Origin of the sequence: Cellulophaga baltica (assembly GCF_018861125.1) — a bacterium.
Taxonomy (GTDB): domain Bacteria; phylum Bacteroidota; class Bacteroidia; order Flavobacteriales; family Flavobacteriaceae; genus Cellulophaga; species Cellulophaga baltica_A.
The window spans coordinates 632,949-647,675 of sequence record NZ_JAHKQN010000013.1; the positions used below are offsets into that span (position 1 = coordinate 632,949).

Sequence of the window (14,727 nt, forward strand, 5' to 3'; positions counted from 1 at the left end):
ATAATTTCTTTGATCTTTTTCTTTTTAATAACTTTAGACTAAAATAAAAAACGACTATGAAGAAAAGAATTTTATCATTTTTAGTGCTATTGTCAGGTATTACTGGCTTTGCACAAAATACAAGCTACTGGCAACAGCATGTAGATTACACCATGGATGTTACTATGGATGTAAAATCATACCAATATACAGGAACTCAAAAATTAGTGTATACTAATAATTCTCCTGATGCTATTGACAAAGTATATTACCATTTATTTTTTAATGCTTTTCAGCCAGGTAGTGAAATGGATATTAGGTTACAGACTATTGCTGACCCTGATGGTAGAATGACGGAGAATGGTAAAAGTAGAATTGCAAGTTTATCTCCTGATGAAATTGGTTTCTTAAAAATTGCTACTCTTACTCAAAATGGGAAACCTTTAGAGTTTAAAGAAGAAGGTACTATTCTTATCGTAAAATTAGCAGAAACTATTCCTGCTGGTGGTACAGCAACTTTTGATATGACTTTTACAGGTCAAGTACCTTTACAAATTCGTAGAGCTGGCCGAAACAATAAAGAAGGTGTTGCACTTTCAATGGCACAATGGTACCCAAAATTAGCTGAATATGATTTTGAAGGGTGGCATGCAGACCCATATATCGCTCGTGAATTTCAAGGCGTTTGGGGAGATTTTGATGTAAAACTTACTATTGATAAAGACTATACTGTTGGTGCTTCTGGTTATTTACAAAACCCACAAGAAATTGGTCATGGGTATGAAGCTGCTGATTCTAAAATAAAAAAGCAAAAAGGCAAAACACTTACATGGCATTTTAAAGCACCAAATGTGCATGATTTTACATGGGCAGCAGATCCTGAATATGTACACGATACATTACAAGTACCTAACGGGCCTATGCTTCACTTTTTATACAAAGACAAAAAAGAGATTGCTGAAAACTGGAAGAAACTACAGCCAAAAACAGCTGAAATGATGGAGTTTTACAATAAAAATGTTGGTGAATATCCTTACGATCAATATTCAGTTATTCAAGGTGGCGACGGTGGTATGGAGTATGCTATGCTAACTTTAATTACTGGTGAACGTAAGTTTGGTAGTTTAGTAGGTGTAACTGCTCATGAGTTAGCACACTCTTGGTTTCAACACATATTAGCTAGTAACGAATCTAAACACGAGTGGATGGATGAAGGTTTTACCACTTTTATTTCTACATTATGTGAGAATGAAATTATGAATGAAAATAAAGAAAATCCTTTAGAAAATTCATACAAAAGCTATTACTACTTGGTAAATTCAGGTAAAGAACAACCACAAACTACGCATGCAGATCGTTACGCAGAAAATATGCCATATAGTATTGCAGCTTACAGTAAAGGGTCTATTTTCTTGTCACAATTGGGTTATATTATTGGGCAAGATAAATTAATGGAGACACTTCATAAATATTATGAAGACTTCAAATTTAAACATCCAATACCTAATGATATTAAGCGTACTGCTGAAAAAATATCTAATATGGAATTAGATTGGTATTTGACGGATTGGACACAAACTACAAATACTATTGATTATGCGGTAAAAGAAGTAGCATCAGAAGGAGAAAAAACAAAAATTACATTAGAACGTATTGGTCAAATGCCAATGCCTATTGATGTTTTAGTGGTTTATGAAGATGGTACACAAGAAACTTTTTATGCTTCATTAAGAATGATGCATGGCGAAAAAGAAAACCCTTACCCTAATTTAAAAAGAACTATTTTACCTAATTGGGCATGGGCATACCCTACTTACGACTTTACTATAGATAAACCTTTATCAAGTATAAAAGCAGTAGTAATTGATCCGTCGCAATTAATGGCTGATGTAGATCCTGAAAATAGTTTTTGGCAAAAAAATTAAGATCAAAAAAATAACAATTAAAAACCAAGATGCACTAGTATCTTGGTTTTTTGTTTTTAAGTGCATACCAAATAGAATACTATCTTTGCAGTATTAGTACCCTTATGGATAATAAAACAAACTTTACGTACGGTAGCACCGAAAAATTGAAGAGTAAAAAACTCTTTGAACAACTATTTTCTGAAGGCAAAAGTGTCACACAATACCCAATTCGTTTGGTGTATGCAAAAACTGATTTAATTAAAGACGAAGTTTCAATTAAAGCCGGTGTAACTGTATCAAAACGTAAATTTAAAAGTGCTGTAAAAAGAAACCGAATTAAAAGAGTTTTACGAGAAGCATACAGACTCAACAAATCTTCAATAAACAACAATAGTACAGATAAGTATGCGTTGTTATTTTTATATTTAGGGAAAGAAATGCCTAAAAGTTCAGAAATAAATACGTGTATGGTTTCCTTACTTAACAAGTTTAATAAAAAAATAGCAGTAGTTAAACAAAAACCAACAGCTATTGAAACGAGTACTGAAACGGATTAAAAAACTAATTTTAAGCAATAAAGAGCATAATTACATGAAAAAATTGATTCAAAAAAAAGTTATAATTCCTGTATTTGCCTTAGTATTTATTGTTGTTGGAAGTAGTTTTAAAAGTGATTTTTTTGAGATTGCTAAACAAATAGAGATATTCACTACCCTATTTAAAGAACTCAACATGAACTATGTTGATGAAACAAATCCTGCTGCTTTAATGGATACTGCCATTAAAAGTATGTTAGAAGATTTAGACCCTTATACTCGTTTTTTAAACGAACAAGACGTTGAAGCTTATAAAATTAGTAATGCCGGTGAATACTCAGGTATTGGTGCAATAGTTCGTGCTTATAAAGACAAGCTTGTTATTGTAGAACCTTATAAAAATAATCCTGCAGATAAAGCAGGTTTAAAAGCGGGTGATGAAATTATAAAAATTGGTGATATTGATGTAAAAGACGTAAATGAAAATGCTACCGAGCTTTTAAAAGGTGCTAATAACACAAGTGTTGATGTAACTTTTAAACGTCAAGGAAAAATTAAAACATCTACAATTACTAGGGAAGCTATTGAAGTTGATGCTGTTCCATATTTTAAAATGGTGAATAACAATACAGGTTATATTGTTTTATCAAAATTTAACCAAAAAGCATCTGAACAAACAAAAGCCGCTTTAATAGATTTAAAAGATAAAGGTGCCGAAAATATTATTTTAGACCTACGTGGTAATCCTGGTGGTTTGTTATCAGAAGCTATTAATGTGACCAACTTATTTGTTCCGAAAGGGGAATTGATTGTTACTACTAAATCAAAAGTCAAAAAATTCAATTCTGAATACAAAACAAGAAATAAAGCTGTTGATACTGAAATTCCGTTAGTTGTTTTGGTAAACGGTCGTAGTGCTTCTGCAAGTGAAATTGTATCAGGTAGTTTACAAGATTTAGATAGAGCCGTTGTTATTGGTGCACGTAGTTTTGGTAAAGGTTTGGTGCAACGTCCTTTAAAATTAACATATGGTACACAATTAAAAGTTACTATTTCAAGATATTATACGCCATCTGGTAGGTGTATTCAAGCATTAGACTATTGGCATAGAGATGAGGCTGGTAATGCCGTAAAAACAAGCGATATTCACGACTTTAAAACTCGTAATGGTCGTAAAGTACAAGACGGCGGTGGTGTTTTGCCCGATGTGGAAATAAAAGCATTAAAAACAAATACACTAACAACTGCCTTATTAAACGAGAATGCCATTTTTGACTATGCAACTGACTACTATTTTGCACATGAGATTACAGATGTTGCTAATTTTAAATTTACAGATGCTGATTTTGAAGTATTTAAAAGCCGTATTAAATCATCAGGTTTTACGTTTGAAACAGAAACTGAAAAAGCGTTGAATAAAGCGATGAGTTTGAATGATAGTGATTTATTAGATGATCATGTACAAGAGAAATACCGTGATTTATTAACTGAAATAAATGCAAAAAAAATTACTGGACTTGATACTTCTAAAAAAGAAATTATTAAACAATTAGAAGACGAAATTGTTACCCGATATTTTTATAATGAAGGTTTATACGATTATTATTTAACACATGATGAAGCTATTTTAACCGCTAGCGAATTGTTAAACGATAAAAATAAATACAATTCTATTTTAAAGTAGCTATTACACAGCATACTTTAATAAAAACACCTTGCGAATAATATTTGTAAGGTGTTTTTTGATATTTTTAGTTCCATTATTCTTAATGAGAAATGATGATGATGAAACAACCACTATTAATACTTCTAATTTTACTAAGCTTACCCACAATAGTTAGTTCTCAACTAGCAAAAAAAGATACTATTCGAGTTTTCTATTTAGGCGGACAATCAAATATGGATGGTCACGGAAGTCTGTCTGACTTGCCAAAAGAACTAAAATCTGAATTTGAAAATGTTTACATATTTCATGGAAATCCTGCACCAGATGAAAATAAAAATGGTGGACAAGGTGTATGGGATAAATTAAAACCAGGACATGGAAAACTGTTTTTATCAAACCTTAAAGAAAATAAACTTTCTAATTATTTTGGTATAGAATTGTCTTTTGCAAAAAAACTACAAACCCTTTACCCTAACGATAAAATTGCACTAATAAAATATTCAAAAGGCGGTACATCAATTGATACTTTAGCATCAAGAAATGCTGGCACTTGGGAACCGGATTTTAATGGCAAAACAGGAATTAACCAATACGATCATTTTTTAAACACAGTCCGTTTAGCAACTGAAACAAACGATATTGATAAAAATGGTATAACAGATGTTCTTGTACATAGCGGGATTATTTGGATGCAAGGCGAAAGTGATGCGCATAATGAAGAGGTAGCAAAACGCTATTACGATAACTTAAAAAGACTACTAGATTTAGTTCGTGCTTCATTTAGAACAGGTGATATGCCGGTTGTAATTGGGAAAATTTCAGACTCAGGGAACAACAAAAATGGAAAGGTTTGGGAATACGGAGAATTAGTGCAATATGCACAAGAAAAGTTTGCTCTTACAGACAAGAACGCTACAATTGTTAGGAGTACAAAAAACTACAAATATTCTGATAAATGGCATTATGATAGTGAAGGTTATATTGATTTAGGTGAAAAATTTGCTGATGCAATTTACCAACTGAACCACGAATAATTAATTACAAAAATCAACTACGGTACATGAAATATTTAGTAATCTCTTTTATATTCCTATTAGTAACTCACAACCTCAACGCACAACATAAACCATGGGATAAAAACTTTCCGAAGGAAGAACTTAAAATAATCAAAATACCAAATAAAGAAAATGTTTGGGTATTTATAATGGCGGGCCAATCAAACATGGCTGGTAGAGCATTTGTAGCTCCGCAAGACACCATAACAAACAAAAGAATATTAACAATAAATAAAACTAATGATTTAATATATGCCAAAGAGCCTTTTCATTTTTATGAATCGAAGATGAAAGGTTTAGATTTAGGCATGTCATTCAGTAAAACATTATTAGCCAAAATACCCGATTCTGTTTCTATTTTAATACTACCAACTGCGGTTGGTGGAAGTTCCATTGAACAATGGTTAGAAAACAAAAATCACAGGAGTGTCTCGCTTTTTGAAAATTTTGAAAAAAAAGTAACATTAGGTAAAACGTACGGAACCATAAAAGGTATTTTGTGGCACCAAGGAGAAAGTAATACTGCAAAACAAACTACAATTGATAACTATGACAAAAACCTTGGTTTATTACTTACCAGATTCAGAACAGTTGCTAATAACGATAGATTACCAGTAATAATTGGAGAAATTGGGAGTTATTCTAAAAATAAGGAGAACTGGAAACAACTAAACTCTAAAATATGGGCTTATGTCAAGACTGATGTTTTTACAAAAGTTGTTGCTACACAAGACTTAACACACAAAGGTGATCAACTTCATTTTAACGCTAAAAGCATTCGAATATTAGGGAAACGATATGCTGAAAAATTTTTAGAATAAAGTACTTACCCTTCTTTTAAATAAAACACCTTGCAAATAATATTTGTAAAGTGTTTTTTTATAAATTTAAGTGTACTATTAAACTTACTAGTACACGTACGTCATATACCATTACAAAAGAAAATGGAAAATCTAATTAATTACATACAATCCAGAATTCCTTTAACTCAAAATTATATTGATTTAATCAAAAAGCACTTTGTCTCTGAAGAAGTACCAGCTCAAACTAATCTTTTAAAAGAAGGAAAAGTTGAGCGATATATTTATTTTTTAGATACTGGAATTGTAAAAGGATATCAAAATATTGACGGGAAGATTATCATACAGCATCTTGTAGCAGAACAAGATTTCTTCACATCTTTAGATAGTTTTATGACAGAAACACCGTCATTAGATTATTACGAAACTGTAATAGAGTCAAGAGTTTTAAAAATATCGAAACCGGATTTTGACATTTTACAAAAGGAAACAGAATTTTGGGCAATATTTGTCAAAGAAGTAACCAACGAACATTTAAGTTCCAAACTAGAGCGTGTTAAAGATTTTCAAATTTTAACGGCAAAAGAACGTTATCTAAAATTTGTAAATCAGCATCCAAAATTAGCTTTGAATGTATCTATTGACAATATCGCTTCTTTTTTAGGAATGGAACCTCAATCCTTAAGTCGTATCAGAAAACAAATCGCTTTCTAACAAATGTTATTTCTAACCTCTTAATATCTATCGAAATTTGCTCAAACAAAATTTAAAAATTATGCGCAACGAAATTTCATTAGTAACAGGAGGAACAGGACATTTAGGAAACAACTTAGTTAGGTTTTTACTTTCAAATAATCAAACCGTAAGAACTACTGTTAGAAACACTAAAAACACTAAACCTTTTGAAGGTTTAGAATGCGAAGTTGTACAGGCAGACCTTATGGATAGGGCATCACTTAAAAAAGCATTTCAAGGAGTTACCAACTTATATGCCGTGGCTGCAAACTTTAGTATGTGGGCAAAAAATCCAAAAGAGGAAATTTATGACAACAACATGCAAGGAACTCAAAATGTATTCGATATGGCAAAAGAATGTGGAGTTAAAAACATTGTTTATGTAAGTTCTGTTGCATCTTTAGATTTTACCAAATTACCCGCAAATGTTGATAATGGTTATAATAAAGACCGCAGAAATTGGTATTATAACTCTAAAAACGATTCAGATAAATTAGCTTTAGAATTGGGTGAAAAATACTGTATCAGAACCGTTTTAATTTTGCCTTCTGCTATGATTGGAAGTGAAGCTCACAAATTAAGTTACAGTAATAACTTAGTACATCAAGCTTTAAATGGAGAGATTCCTGTAGATACAAATATGACTTTAAATTGGGTAGATGTAAAAGATGTTGCTTTTGGTGCTTATCAAGCCATGCAAAAAGGTAGAAATGGAGAACGTTACATTTTATCCAACAAACACCACACTACGGTACAAGAAACAGTAAAAATAGCATCAGAATTATACCCTGAACTAAAATTAAAAACACCTAAAAAAGTACCGAAATGTTTATTGTATTCTGTTGCAGGATTAATGGGATTTAGCAGTAAATTGACAGGAAAAGAACCTTTATTAATGAAACATTACATAGATATGTTTTATGGCTTAAAACAAGATTATGATATTAGTAAATCTAGAAAAGAATTAGACTACAACCCAAAATCTTCAAGAAAAGCTTTGGAAGATGCTTTGGCTTATTTAAAAAACGATTGGAAAAAAGAAAACAGTATATAAAAAACTGTAGGAAAAAAATCCTATGTTCTTTCTGATTTATAGCTAAATTTAATAGTTTTTAGTCTTAAGAGGTATAAAAAAACAGAGTATTAATTCTTAACCGAAAGTTCTGTGAAAATCAAAAAAGTAGACTAAATAATAAATTGAAAGAATAGTGCTTATCACCTGTCCTATGTTTTTTATGCTGAACATTACAACAAATTACCACTAAAAACAAAAACCTGAATTGAAAAATAAACTGAATTTACTCTTACTATCAAGTTTTCTTTTAGCTATAATACTTGTTATTTGGATTTATTACCAAACAACTCATAGAATTGGAGATATTGTGTTTGATGAAAATATTGACAATTACGACTTTATAGTTTGTAATGAAAATAGAATTAAACAATACTACTCTGTAGGTACTAATTATCAAGGTGGAGAAAAAACTATAAAAAAAGAACTAAATGAACTTATAAATTATATGAGTTTTAATGAATCAGGTATTATAACTTACAGATTTGTAATTAATTGCAAAAATAAAGTAGGTAGGTTTCGAGTAAAAATGATTGATCAAGACTTAAAAGAAAACAGTTTTAAATCTAATAATATAAAACAAATTCAAGAATCAATAAAAAATTTGAATGGTTGGAAAGCAGGCAAATGGAAAGGTGAATTCGTTGATAGTTATTATATATTGAATTTTAAAATTAAAAATGGTAAAATCACAGATATATTCTAATTATAATGAAAAATTTTATCAAAATAATTAAAGTGATTTTCACAATTTTGCTTTTCGCATTTTTAATAGCAATTGCATACTTTATAGCACTAGGACCAAAAGAAAGAAGATTGGAAATTGCTGAAAATCTTCAAAGTCTTTATTTTTCACAAAGTATGTTTGACATTTTAAAATTACAAAATCCAGATTATTCAGATGCGTATTTTGAACAATCCGTAGCTTTCAACAAAAGTGGTGAATACGCAAAAGGCTTTGAACTTTTAGATAAAGCTGTAGAACTTGACCCAAAATTGCATTTAGGATATCGAGGTTGGATCAAATTGAGAAAATTACGAGACTTTGACAATGCGTTAAGTGATTTTAATACTTTAGATAGTTTAACTCCAAAATTTGTAGATGCCCCTTGGGGAGAAGATATTGACTTTTTGCGAGGAGAATGTTATTTCGGAAAAAAAGACTATCAAAAAGCGATTGAATTTTTTAAACAAAATATTAAAAACCAAAAAAAGGGTTGGGTTGATATTTATAGTTTCGTTTATCTTGGACTTTGTGAATACGAACTCGGGAATTACGAAAAAGCTATATCGGAATTTCAACGAGCTTTAAATCAATCTGAATTTACACCAGAATCCTATTATGGAATGGCAAGAGCCTACCAAAAAATTGGACAAGTGGATAATGCAAAAGAAAATATTTTAAAAGCAGAAAGTAATATAAGTTACAAGAGAGATGATATGTATAATGAGTTTCTTAATGAAATATATTTATCTGAAATATTGGATTTTAAACAAAGTTTGAACTTAAAATAACTGGTTAAAACAAAGAACTGAGGTAAAAAAATCCTATATTCTTTCTGATTTATAGCTAAATTTAATAGTTTTTAGACTTGAGATATATATAATTATATTTCTCAATTTTTGAGCTTAACCAGAGATTTTTGCCTGTTTGCTACGCCTGATTTTCTTACGGAAAATATTCGCACAAAGCCATACACTATTCTTATAAATAAACATTGGCTAAATTTGAATATACACAATACTTATGTTATACATAAATAATCGTAATTAATTTTTACTTCATTAAAAAACTAAAAAAATAGTTGTTACAACTAAAAAAATAGTTGTATATTCATTCCATTAAAAATTATATAATGGAAAAACTAACCAATAAAGAAGAAGAATTGATGAAAATTCTTTGGGATTTGGAAAAGGCATTTGTTAAAGAAATTGCATCAAAAATGTCAAACCCGAAACCACACTATAATACTTTATCTACCGTAATTAGAAAACTTGAAGATAAAGGATACGTAAATCATGAGACATTTGGTAATACTCATCGTTATTATCCAATTATAAAAAAAGCAGAATATAGAAAGAAATTTATGAGTAACGCCATAGAAAGCTATTTCGAAAACTCATATAAAAATGTTGTTTCATTTTTTGCCAAAAATGAAAAAATTAGTATTGAGGAATTAAAGGAGGTTATTGAGCAAATAGAAAAGAATAAAAAAAACTAAATTATGGAGTCTTTTTTCATTTATATACTAAAATCTGGTTTCATACTAATTTCTTTTTATTTGGTTTATATCTTCTTTTTAAAGAAGGAAACATTTGTATGTTTTAATAGACACTTTTTAAATATTGGACTAATTTCATCTTTAATAGCTCCATTTATAAAGTATAAAATGTATCTAAATGAAAAAATAACTTCAAGAATTGTATCACTTGAAAATTTAAATACAAACCTTAAATTTCCTACTAGTAATGAAGTTTATACTCTAAATATATTAGAACATTTTCATTACGTATACCTTGTCGTTTCGTTAGTCTTTATTATTCGATTAATAATTAACATTAATTCATTTTATAGATATATAAGACCACTTAAAAAATATAAAAAAGATGGCTTAAATTATATTGAAAGTGAAGAGACTGGTTCTCCTTTTTCTTTTATGAAAAACATTGTTTATAATCCTAAACAATTTTCTACGACAGAACTTAAAGATATATTAAATCACGAAAAAGAGCATTCACTCCAAGGGCATAGTTATGATATAATTTTAATGGAAATATATAAAGCTATTAACTGGTTAAATCCTGTGGCATGGTTATATAAAAAAAGTATTGTCCAAAATCTTGAATTTCTTGCAGATACTAAAGCTATTAAAAAAGCTGATAATAGAGTAAATTATCAAAATACCATGTTAAAGCTTAGTATCCCCTCATCTAAAATTCTATTAGTAAACAATTTTTACGATCACCTAATTAAAAAAAGAATCACATTAATAAATTCAAATAAATCTAAAAAATTAAACCTTATGAAATCATTAGTAGTAGTCCCTGCAATTATCACATTTTTTTTACTATTTAATACAAAAACAGTAGCACAAAACTATAGTGATGATAAATCAATTATTGTTATAGAAAAAGTGGAAGGTTCTGTTGCTCAAACCGTCGATAAACTTGTTGAAAGTACTCCTGGATACGGTAAGGATTCTAATCCTTTGTACCTAGTAGATTATATTTTACAAAATAGACAAACAATATTAGATTTACCTAATAATCAGGTTGTAACAATTGCAATCATAAAAAAGGAATATATTGAAGAAAGATATGGTAAAGGAGCTGTAGAGTCTGGTGTTGTGCAAATTATTACTAATAGAGGTCAAAAACCAGTTGTTCAAGGTCATAAAATTAAATAATCTGAATAATAAAGACTTATTCTCAGATTTACAGAACAACAATCTACAAGGTTAGAAACTAATTTAGTGTAAAGTCCAATCTTTAACTCGTGTAAACTATGTCCTTTGGTAAACATATGAGAAACAAAAAGTACAACATATTAATTTTAGTTTTTACAATACTAATTTATGGTTGCAAGCAAAAGACTAAACCGAAAAAAATCTGAATTTAAAGTAGCTCAAGATTACACTGAATTCTCAAAAAAAATGGAAAATAGTGATACTCTCAATATTGGAGTATCATTATCAATGTGAATGTGGAGTAAATATGATCAATTACAGATAACAAAATCAAATGACAGCGTATTTCTTTAATTAAAAGAAGAATGAGTTATTAATGATGAACCGATTCATTTTAATAAAGTTTTTTATCAATTGAAAAAATGATATGCTGAATTTAGAAAAAAGAATGGCTGATTTTGATGTTAATTTTTATATTAAATTTATTTCAGTATTTGATAATTAAATTATGGCTCTTACAGAAAAAACTAATTAAAGTTTACTATTTTAATAGCAACAAAAATTGGTGAAAAACATGCAACAAATCAATATTCATATACGCGAAGCTAAACTATCAGATTTAAAAATTTTAAAAGACTTTGAACAAGGGGTAGTTGAATATGAAAGAGCATTTTCTCCAACTTTAATTAAAGGCGAAATTTCATATTATGATATTGAAGGGTTAATTAAAAATGAAGAATCAGATTTAATAGTTGCCGTTATAGATGATGTTGTTGTAGGTTCTGGCTATTTACTGGTAAAAGATTCTAAACCGTATAAAAAACCTTCTAAATATGCTTATTTGGGCTTTATGTATGTATTACCAGAATACCGAGGTAAAGGAATCAATGGTAAAATAATTGAAGTTTTAATGACAAAAGCAAAAAATAGAAACCTTACTGAAATTCAGTTAGATGTTTATGCTGAAAATAAAAGTGCTATAAGTGCTTACACCAGAAGAGGTTTTAAACCTGATACTTTAAAAATGAGATTAAATACTGAAGGTTAAAACGAAATAGAAAACAGTTAATAATTGATACATTTGAACTTATAAATAAGCTACTAATTTGTTTATAGTTGTTAATTATTGCTATGAGATTATTTTACACTTTACTTTCAATCCTATTTATTTTTTCGTGTGCTGAGAAAAAATCTTCTAAAAAAACTACTGAAGTTATTTTAGAACCACAAGAAGAAACAACAACGGAGCATACCAAAATAAATAATACTGCTATAGTTATATTGGGTACCATACAAGATGCAGGATCTCCGCAAATTGGTTGTAAAAAAGACTGCTGTGCTGGGTTATTTGAACACCCAGATAACGACAGACAAATTACCTCATTAGGTTTATTAGATTCTGAAAATGATAAAAGCTATTTATTTGAGGCTACACCTGATATTGTAACACAAATGAAATCACTTATACGGTACAAGAAAGATACAAGCAATGAAGTTGCTGATGGTATTTTTTTAACACACGCGCATATTGGGCATTATACTGGTTTAATGTTTTTAGGTAAAGAGGCTATGGATGCCAAACAAGCACCAGTTTATACCATGCCAAAAATGAAAGAATTTTTAACAACAAACGGTCCGTGGAGTCAGCTTGTAAAAAGAGAAAACATTGTTTTAAAAAGTATAGCATCTGAAAATCCTATCGAACTATCTAGTTCTATTAGTGTAACCCCAATTATAGTTCCACATAGAGATGAATATTCTGAAACTGTAGGTTATAAAATAAAAGGTCCTAATAAAACAGCCTTGTTTATTCCTGATATTGACAAGTGGGAAAAATGGGATCATGATATTATTTCTGAAATACAAAAGGTAGATTATGCATTTCTTGATGCTACTTTTTATAGCGGTGAAGAAATTAATAATAGAGATATTTCTCAAATTCCGCACCCGTTTATTGTTGAGAGTCTTGAAAAATTTAAAGATTTAAGTAAAAAGGATAAAAGCAAAATAATCTTTATTCATTTTAACCACACCAACCCAGTTATTAACATTGAGAGTGAAGCTACAAAATTGGTGGTTAAACAAGGCTTTTCCATTGCCAGAATTAATGATGTTTATAATCTATAACCTGTATTAAACTATAGTTAAAAACTTTAATCTCGCTTTTCTAATCCTTAAATTGGGAGTAATTGGAAAAGAAATAATTATGGGAAAAATACAATCTGAACAATCAAAAGCTATAGAGGCTAAAATATCAAGTTTTGAAGCCAATGCTGATGGTACTACTAAAAAAGTATATAAAGAAGGTTTTGAAGCTTTAAATGAAACAGATATAATTGATAAAGCAAAAAAAGTTGGAGATATTGCTCCAGATTTTACACTTGAAAATGCTGTTGGTACTAAAGTTACTTTAAAAGATTTTTTAAAAAAAGGACCTGTTGTACTAGTTTGGTACCGTGGTGGTTGGTGCCCATATTGCAATATAAACCTACATCATTTACAAGATGAATTGCCAAATATTAAAGCACAAGGTGCTAAATTAATTGCAGTATCACCTGAATTACCAGATAAATCTATAAGTACTAAAGAGAAAAATAATTTAGAATTTGAAGTTTTAAGTGATATTGACAACGAGGTAGCAAAAGAGTATGGTGTAGTTTTTAAACTTACCGATGATGTTGCCAAAATTTACAATGAAAAATTCGGACTTGAAAATTACAACGGTAACGATTCTAATGAGTTGCCTTTAGCGGCTACTTATGTTATTAACACCGATGGTAAAATTACTTATGCTTTTTTAGATGTTGATTACAAAAAAAGAGCAGAGCCAACTGAAATTACAGACTTTTTAAAAGATTTGTAACCTCATAAAAAACTTAAATGACCTATACCACATTAAAAATAATAGTACTAATATCCATTCTTTTAGTTTTTAACTGCAAAGAAAGTACAAGTAAGGCTACTAAAAACGGAATTCAAATAGCTACTGAAAGTGACGTTGTTGTTTTTAAAGATTTTTTTGAAGACGGTTCTTTAAAAGTTACTGGCCAATATACAAATAATGAAAAAACTGGAGAATGGATTTGGTATATGAGTAATGAAAAAGTACTACGAACCGAAAATTATGAACATAATAAATTAGAAGGTAATTTAAGGTTATATTACCCAAATGGGCAATTACGAACTGAAGGTCAGCACAGCAATAATAATCAAGTTGGTACTTGGAATAAATATACCGAAAATGGTATTTTAAAATACGTTGAAATATATGATAGCATAGGAAAAGCTACTGGTGAGTGGAAAACGTATTATGATACTGGTGAAATTATTCATGAAGAAAATTACTTAAATGGATTACCAAATGGTACTTGGAAAACCTATAATAAAAAAGGTAATTTAATGAGCTACGGTGAAAAAATAGCTGGAAAAAAAGAAGGAATTTGGAAATATTATGATGAGAATAAGAAACTTATTAGGACCATTATTTATGAAAAGGATATAAAATTATCTAAGAAATAATAGACTTCACTCATTGTAAAGTAGCAGTCACTCTTTTAAGCTTTTAAATAT

The 14,727-nt window shown here is 29.4% G+C and carries 15 protein-coding genes; all 15 read left to right on the plus strand.

The features are described 5' to 3' along the window. Nucleotides 1-56 precede the first annotated feature (56 nt). Nucleotides 57-1,904, plus strand: a complete 1,848-nt coding sequence (locus KO500_RS05485) for a M1 family metallopeptidase (protein ID WP_215955494.1) — start codon at nt 57-59, stop codon at nt 1,902-1,904. Between the two features lie 104 nt (nt 1,905-2,008). Continuing rightward, nucleotides 2,009-2,443, plus strand: coding sequence for a ribonuclease P protein component (gene rnpA, locus KO500_RS05490; protein ID WP_215955495.1), 435 nt, complete (start codon nt 2,009-2,011; stop codon nt 2,441-2,443). Between the two features lie 34 nt (nt 2,444-2,477). After that, nucleotides 2,478-4,106: a S41 family peptidase gene (locus tag KO500_RS05495; RefSeq protein ID WP_215955496.1), complete on the plus strand. Its 1,629-nt coding sequence runs from the start codon at nt 2,478-2,480 to the stop codon at nt 4,104-4,106. A gap of 101 nt (nt 4,107-4,207) precedes the next feature. Next, a complete protein-coding gene (locus tag KO500_RS05500) occupies nt 4,208-5,122 on the plus strand; it encodes a sialate O-acetylesterase (RefSeq protein ID WP_215955497.1) in 915 nt (304 codons plus the stop codon). A gap of 26 nt (nt 5,123-5,148) precedes the next feature. Then, nucleotides 5,149-5,964, plus strand: a complete 816-nt coding sequence (locus KO500_RS05505; protein ID WP_215955498.1) for a sialate O-acetylesterase — start codon at nt 5,149-5,151, stop codon at nt 5,962-5,964. Nucleotides 5,965-6,087: 123 nt separating this feature from the next. Next, entirely contained in the window at nt 6,088-6,657 is a 570-nt protein-coding gene (locus KO500_RS05510; RefSeq protein WP_215955499.1) for a Crp/Fnr family transcriptional regulator, read from the plus strand. Nucleotides 6,658-6,718: 61 nt separating this feature from the next. Continuing rightward, a complete protein-coding gene (locus KO500_RS05515; RefSeq protein WP_215955500.1) occupies nt 6,719-7,732 on the plus strand; it encodes an NAD-dependent epimerase/dehydratase family protein in 1,014 nt (337 codons plus the stop codon). 226 nt (nt 7,733-7,958) lie between these two features. Then, nucleotides 7,959-8,456: a hypothetical protein gene (locus KO500_RS05520; protein WP_215955501.1), complete on the plus strand. Its 498-nt coding sequence runs from the start codon at nt 7,959-7,961 to the stop codon at nt 8,454-8,456. Nucleotides 8,457-8,461: 5 nt separating this feature from the next. Continuing rightward, on the plus strand, nt 8,462-9,265 hold the full coding sequence (locus KO500_RS05525) for a tetratricopeptide repeat protein (protein ID WP_215955502.1): 804 nt from the start codon (nt 8,462-8,464) through the stop codon (nt 9,263-9,265). A 341-nt stretch (nt 9,266-9,606) separates the two neighbouring features. Next, nucleotides 9,607-9,972, plus strand: coding sequence for a BlaI/MecI/CopY family transcriptional regulator (locus KO500_RS05530; protein ID WP_215955503.1), 366 nt, complete (start codon nt 9,607-9,609; stop codon nt 9,970-9,972). A 168-nt stretch (nt 9,973-10,140) separates the two neighbouring features. Next, nucleotides 10,141-11,157 carry a M56 family metallopeptidase gene (locus KO500_RS05535; RefSeq protein WP_215955504.1) on the plus strand — a complete coding sequence of 339 codons (1,017 nt, stop codon included), beginning with the start codon at nt 10,141-10,143 and terminating at the stop codon, nt 11,155-11,157. A gap of 574 nt (nt 11,158-11,731) precedes the next feature. Next, the gene (locus tag KO500_RS05540; protein ID WP_215955505.1) at nt 11,732-12,205 is read left to right on the plus strand and encodes a GNAT family N-acetyltransferase; all 474 of its coding nucleotides are present in this window, start codon (nt 11,732-11,734) and stop codon (nt 12,203-12,205) included. An 83-nt stretch (nt 12,206-12,288) separates the two neighbouring features. Continuing rightward, a complete protein-coding gene (locus KO500_RS05545; RefSeq protein WP_215955506.1) occupies nt 12,289-13,284 on the plus strand; it encodes an MBL fold metallo-hydrolase in 996 nt (331 codons plus the stop codon). A gap of 79 nt (nt 13,285-13,363) precedes the next feature. Continuing rightward, nucleotides 13,364-14,020 (plus strand): peroxiredoxin-like family protein, encoded by a 657-nt coding sequence (locus tag KO500_RS05550; RefSeq protein WP_215955507.1) that lies wholly within the window; start codon nt 13,364-13,366, stop codon nt 14,018-14,020. Between the two features lie 17 nt (nt 14,021-14,037). Beyond that, the gene (locus tag KO500_RS05555) at nt 14,038-14,676 is read left to right on the plus strand and encodes a toxin-antitoxin system YwqK family antitoxin (protein ID WP_215955508.1); all 639 of its coding nucleotides are present in this window, start codon (nt 14,038-14,040) and stop codon (nt 14,674-14,676) included. The last annotated feature ends 51 nt before the right edge of the window (nt 14,677-14,727 follow it).

Excerpts from the sequence above, each read along its gene's own strand:
- KO500_RS05505 (WP_215955498.1), top strand. The coding sequence starts at position 5,149 with ATGAAATATTTAGTAATCTCTTTTATATTCCTATTAGTAACTCACAAC.
- KO500_RS05545 (WP_215955506.1), top strand. The coding sequence starts at position 12,289 with ATGAGATTATTTTACACTTTACTTTCAATCCTATTTATTTTTTCGTGT.
- KO500_RS05510 (WP_215955499.1), top strand. The coding sequence starts at position 6,088 with ATGGAAAATCTAATTAATTACATACAATCCAGAATTCCTTTAACTCAA.
- KO500_RS05500 (WP_215955497.1), top strand. The coding sequence starts at position 4,208 with ATGAAACAACCACTATTAATACTTCTAATTTTACTAAGCTTACCCACA.
- rnpA (WP_215955495.1), top strand. The coding sequence starts at position 2,009 with ATGGATAATAAAACAAACTTTACGTACGGTAGCACCGAAAAATTGAAG.
- KO500_RS05555 (WP_215955508.1), top strand. The coding sequence starts at position 14,038 with ATGACCTATACCACATTAAAAATAATAGTACTAATATCCATTCTTTTA.
- KO500_RS05530 (WP_215955503.1), top strand. The coding sequence starts at position 9,607 with ATGGAAAAACTAACCAATAAAGAAGAAGAATTGATGAAAATTCTTTGG.
- KO500_RS05525 (WP_215955502.1), top strand. The coding sequence starts at position 8,462 with ATGAAAAATTTTATCAAAATAATTAAAGTGATTTTCACAATTTTGCTT.
- KO500_RS05515 (WP_215955500.1), top strand. The coding sequence starts at position 6,719 with ATGCGCAACGAAATTTCATTAGTAACAGGAGGAACAGGACATTTAGGA.
- KO500_RS05535 (WP_215955504.1), top strand. The coding sequence starts at position 10,141 with ATGTATCTAAATGAAAAAATAACTTCAAGAATTGTATCACTTGAAAAT.
- KO500_RS05485 (WP_215955494.1), top strand. The coding sequence starts at position 57 with ATGAAGAAAAGAATTTTATCATTTTTAGTGCTATTGTCAGGTATTACT.
- KO500_RS05540 (WP_215955505.1), top strand. The coding sequence starts at position 11,732 with ATGCAACAAATCAATATTCATATACGCGAAGCTAAACTATCAGATTTA.
- KO500_RS05550 (WP_215955507.1), top strand. The coding sequence starts at position 13,364 with ATGGGAAAAATACAATCTGAACAATCAAAAGCTATAGAGGCTAAAATA.
- KO500_RS05495 (WP_215955496.1), top strand. The coding sequence starts at position 2,478 with ATGAAAAAATTGATTCAAAAAAAAGTTATAATTCCTGTATTTGCCTTA.